Raw genomic sequence first — 5,487 nt, 5'->3', positions numbered from 1 at the left:
GTATATCCTGCCGGTAAAGCAGCAAAGCTTAAACCTGTGGATGCATTGAGGTATGAATAACAGTTCTTCCAGTAGGTATCTTTCAATAGTAAAATCAAGATTTTCCTGTGACAAGTTCAAAGGGAAGTCTTTTTTTTATTTGTTTTATTAAGCTTTGTTTAAGACAACTGGCTTATAATAAGAGTATAAAGACATGGAGGTTGTTATGAACAAAGGAAATAAAAGCAAAAAGAAGATAGTGATTTTAATAGTGATGGTGATAATTATTACAATAGGAGTCTATGGATATAACAGTGTAATGAAATCAAAAACAGAAGATGAAACAGCTGGCAATATCAAGGAAATTGAGTATACTGTAAAAAAGGATGATATAAAAAAGTCCATAACTGGAAGCAGCAGTCTTGAACCTTCCGATGTAAGAATTGTATCATCTGAAGTAGAAGGCAGCATTGATGGTATTTATGTAGAGGAAGGACAGGTCGTCCTGGAAGATGGAATCCTTGCTATCTATGAAATAGAAAGCGACGATGAAAGCCAGCAGCTTGAGATAGATCTGGCGGAATATAATTTGGCTGTTGTTGAAAGCGATTTGAATGATTTGTACGAAACTGCAGGAGAGCTTAAGATTTATGCAGAAAATAATGGAACTGTAAGCTTCGATGTAGAAGAAGGAGACGAGGTTGGCAAGAACGGCAAGATTGCCGAATTGACAGAGGTGAACCTCATAAAGGTGCAGTCATATTTCACAAATACTCAAATTGAAAATATAAGTATTGGAGACGAAGCGTTAGTATTCCTTTCGGATTATCTCATTAACCTTGACGGTAAGGTGACGGCGGTAAACAAGACGCCTGCAGCCACTGGAGGCGGATCAGTGGGCTATCTTACTGAAGTTGAAATAGAATACCAGGGAGCTTTGTCTGAAGGGTCTCCAGTTAAAATTACAATAGAAAATGCAAAGGGCATATTTACTTCCCCTTATTCAGGAACGGCTGTTTCTAATGATTTGAGGCAGGTTTATTCTCCATACAATGGAGAAATAGATAAGCTTTATTACAATAGTGGAGACTATGTGAGCAAGGGAGACCTTATTGCTGTTGTTGCAAGTAGCGATCTTATAAAGGAAATAGAGCAGAAGGAGTTGATCGTAGTACAGAAGAAACTGGCGCTTGATGAGCTTAATGAAGAAGATTCGATTGTGACATCTCCAATAGGAGGTACGATACTTTCAGTATATGTCGATGAACAGGGTTATGTAGAGAAGGGAAATCAGCTTTTTCAGGTTGCGAATCTTGATAATATGGAGATTGTAATATCCGTAGATGAACTGGATATATTGAATATAACAAAGGGACAGAGTGTAATTGTTCAATGTGACGTATTTGAAGGGGAGGTTTTCAGCGGTATTGTTAACAAGATTTCTTTAAGCGGAAACAGTCAGAATGGTGTGACAACCTATGAGGTTGGAGTATTGATTGAGGACAGAAAAGAAATGATGGCGGGAATGAATGTGGATGCAGAGATAATCATTGAAGAGAAAAGTCAAACTCTATTAGTACCTGTAGCTGCAATTAAGAGAATGGGAAATAAATATGTGGTAATGACAAAGGATGAAGAAGGTAACTTGACGTCTGTAAAAGTGGAGGTTGGAATTACAAACGACAAGAATGTTGAAATTGTGGCAGGACTAAGTGAGGGAGATTTGATTTATTACAATGAAGCAATATCCACCGAAAACGACTTTGACAACATGAAAATACCTGGAATGGGCGGAGTCAAGAGGTCAACCGGGGGTAAAGAGCAATGATTGATATCAGAAATGTAACAAAAAAATACTATATGGGTGAGATAGAGCTGGAGGTTCTAAAGGGAGTAACCATCAAAGTAGGAGAAGGAGAGTTTGTTTCCATTATAGGTCCTTCAGGGTCTGGGAAATCAACACTTATGAACATACTGGGATGTCTGGACCTGCCTACCACTGGAGAATACTATCTTGATGGAAAGGAAATTTCAACCTACAATGAGAATTCCCTTGCCAGAATCAGAAATGAGAAAATAGGCTTCATATTTCAAAAATTCAATCTTCTGTCAAAACTCAATGCCTATGAAAATGTCGAGCTTCCACTGATATATAGAGGAGTCAAGTCGAGGGAAAGGAAAATAAAGGTTGAGGAGGCTCTATACAGTGTGGGACTTACGGATAGGATGCATCACAGACCTACTGAATTGTCAGGAGGACAGCAACAGAGGGTTGCAATTGCAAGAGCACTTGTGGGTGATCCTGCAGTATTGCTTGCAGATGAGCCTACTGGAAATCTTGATACGAAATCAGGAAATGAAGTACTGAAAATACTTGACAATCTGAACGGTCAAGGAAAGACCATACTTGTAATCACCCACGACATAGAGGTTGCAGAAAGATCGAATATGCAGATAACAATAAGGGACGGACTCATAATAGACAGGAAGGTGAATTAGATGAATATGAGCTTGAAAAACACCTTGAAAATGGCGCTTAAATCCATTCTTGCCAATAAGATGAGGACTCTTCTTACAATGCTTGGAATAATAATCGGAGTTTTCTCCGTTATTGTGATGGTGTCCCTTGGACAGGGAGCTACAGCTGATGTAACTGAAAGTATTGAAGACATGGGATCAAATCTTTTATCGTTGTCAATATTCGACAGCTCAGTAGATTTTGGCAATGAAAATATTGAGGAACTGGCTTTCGTTGAAGGAGTTGAAAAGATTTCTCCAAGTATTAGCAAAAATGCAACTGTAAAGTATGGAACTGAATCCGAAGACAGTTTATCAGTTCTTGGTGTAAATGAAGAATATGCTGAAATTCAGAACTATGCTGTATTATATGGCCGATTTATTAATCCCATTGATGTGGATTTCAGAAACAAGGTTGCAGTAATAGGCTATGATACTGCCGATACGCTTTTCGGTGATATTAGTCCTATTGACAGTGAAATATCAGTAAATGGAGAGAAATATACTGTTGTAGGAGTTCTTGAAGAAAAGGAAAGCTCAATGATGGGAAACAACAATGAAATAGTCATAATCCCCTTTACAACAGGCATGAGACAGTTCAAATCCGAGTCAATAGGAAGTGTTGTAATTCAGGGAAATGCTGAATACGGATCGGAAAATACCCAGGAAAATATAGAGGAATATCTTCTTGAGATTTATGAAGATGAGGATTCCTATAAGATATTCAATCAGGAGGAGCTTTTGTCCACCCTCAATGAAATTACAGCCACCCTTACACTCATGCTTGGAGGAATTGCAGGTATATCGCTGATAGTGGGAGGAATAGGCATAATGAACATAATGCTTGTTACTGTTTCCGAAAGAACAAGGGAAATAGGCATAAGAAAAGCTATAGGCGCAAGAAGGAGTAATATACTTACACAGTTTCTCATAGAATCTTCCGTCATAAGCTGTCTTGGTGGACTGGTGGGAATAGGTCTTGGAATAGGAGCTACAAACATCATAAGCAATATGATGGATATAAAGTCGGTTATTAATCTTGAAGTAATAACCATAGCGTTTGGGTTTTCCCTTTTTGTTGGAATATTTTTCGGCATGTATCCAGCCAACAAGGCCTCTAAGCTCAAGCCGGTAGATGCACTAAGATATGAATAGAGGTTTTGACACTTTAATATAATATAAAAATAGTATATACTGTATTAAATATTATGTGAAGTTATTGAAATCAACTGGATTTATGAAATTGAGATTGAAATTGATTTAAATAGGATTTAAACATGATGGAAATAAGATGGAAGGATTGAAGTGTGAGAATATGAAAATACTTATAGTTGAAGACGAAGTCAAGTTGACTCAGGCTCTTCAGTTTCTTTTAAAAAAGCAGAAGATAGATGCGGAGATAGCAAACGACGGAGAGGAAGGTCTTATGCTTTCCGAAAAGGACATTTATGATGTTGTGGTCCTGGATATAATGCTACCTAACGTCACTGGTCTTGAGATACTTGAAAGCATGAGAAAGAAAGGCATAAACACTCCTGTTCTCATGCTTACGGCAAAAGACACCGTAGACGACAGAGTCAAGGGACTTGAATTAGGGGCAGATGATTATCTTATAAAGCCCTTTGCAACCAAGGAACTCATTGCCAGGATCCACGCCCTTGGAAGAAGAAAAAACATGGAATACAAAGGAGAGATATTCAAGTTTAATGACTTGGAATACGACCCTAAAAATCTTGTTATGAATGTAGGAAATATTTCGTCGAAGATACCTAAGAAGGAAGGGGATCTTATGGAAATGCTGATCAACAGACCAAAACAGGTATTTACAAGGGAACAGATAATAGATAGGCTATGGGGTCTCGAAACAGACGTACTTGAAAATAATATAGAAATATATATACACCATCTTAGAAAAAGGCTTGAAAATTCAAAGTGCAAAATAGAAACAGTTAGGGGAATAGGGTATATTCTTAAGGAGAGATGATATGTTTAGAAAGTTAAGAATCAGGTTTACATGTTCGACTCTTGTGATTCTTGTAGTGTTTTTATCATTTCTGTCCTCCACTGTTTATTTTGCAACCAGTCAATTAATAGATAGGTCGTCAAAAAGTTTGCTTGAAGAAACTGCAAAAAAGATAATAGTCAGTGAAAGCAATTTATTTGATGATTATATGCATCCAAAGCTCTTTGATGAGAAGAAGATAACAGATAAAATCAAAGGAATGTTTTCAGTAAACGATTCAAAACTGAGGCTGGGCTATGTAATTTACGACCAGATGCTTGACCTTGTTTATGTAAAAAATAATGATGATATCCCATTTAGTGAATTCGAGAAATATGTTTTTGATTCTTATGAAAACAGGGAAGCTATGTTTTCACTGGATAAAATTGACGATGTGGAATACAGGATTTATACAAGGTTTTTTAACAATGGAGCGAAGACTGGAGTGGTACAGTTATATCAGGACAGAAGTATGGAAGTGTTCATTCTTGAACATCTGAAGCACTCTTTGTTGTTTCTTATAGTTGTAAGTTCCTTTATTCTGGCAGTAATATCCTGGTATTTGGCTGGAAAGAGCATCAAGCCTGTAATGGAGTCCTGGAACAAGCAGAAGGAATTCATAGCCGATGCATCACATGAGCTTAGAACTCCATTGACGGTAATCCAGACAAACCTTGATGCTGCCATGTGCGATGACTCTGGTACCATTGGGGAGAACAGGATGTGGCTTGATAATGCCTATTCAGAGACGGAGGTAATGTCAAAGCTTGTTGAGGAGCTTCTCATGGTTGCGAAGATTGATGCAAACCAGGTGACCTTGAGAAGTGACGATATGGATTTCACAAACATTTGCAGCAGGACTGTGGATAAGTTTGCTGAAAAATTCAAAATCAGGGGTATTTCTATTCATAAGAATCTGGAAGAAGGTGTTGTTATTTCAGGAGATCAATTGAAACTTACTCAGATGCTTTCCATATTGACTGACAATG

General features: G+C 37.7%; 5 protein-coding genes. All 5 read left to right on the top strand.

Annotated elements, in window-relative coordinates:
* The first annotated feature begins 205 nt into the window (after positions 1-205).
* A complete protein-coding gene (locus tag AC3AX0_RS02945; protein ID WP_487548813.1) occupies positions 206-1,807 on the top strand; it encodes an efflux RND transporter periplasmic adaptor subunit in 1,602 nt (533 codons plus the stop codon).
* Positions 1,804-2,478, top strand: a complete 675-nt coding sequence (locus AC3AX0_RS02940; RefSeq protein WP_487548812.1) for an ABC transporter ATP-binding protein — start codon at positions 1,804-1,806, stop codon at positions 2,476-2,478. The genes AC3AX0_RS02945 and AC3AX0_RS02940 overlap by 4 nt, the downstream gene beginning before the upstream one ends.
* Complete coding sequence (locus tag AC3AX0_RS02935) at positions 2,479-3,651, top strand: ABC transporter permease (RefSeq protein WP_487548811.1); 1,173 nt, start codon at positions 2,479-2,481, stop codon at positions 3,649-3,651. It abuts the gene before it with no gap.
* 136 nt (positions 3,652-3,787) lie between these two features.
* Entirely contained in the window at positions 3,788-4,480 is a 693-nt protein-coding gene (locus AC3AX0_RS02930) for a response regulator transcription factor (protein ID WP_487548810.1), read from the top strand.
* A gap of 1 nt (position 4,481) precedes the next feature.
* The coding region (locus AC3AX0_RS02925) for a sensor histidine kinase (protein ID WP_487548809.1) at positions 4,482-5,487 on the top strand (1,006 nt) is incomplete at its 3' end.

Source organism: Dethiosulfatibacter sp. (assembly GCF_983023055.1).
The sequence above is the reverse complement of the archived record's forward strand: the minus strand, read 5'-3'. Positions and strand labels throughout refer to the sequence as shown.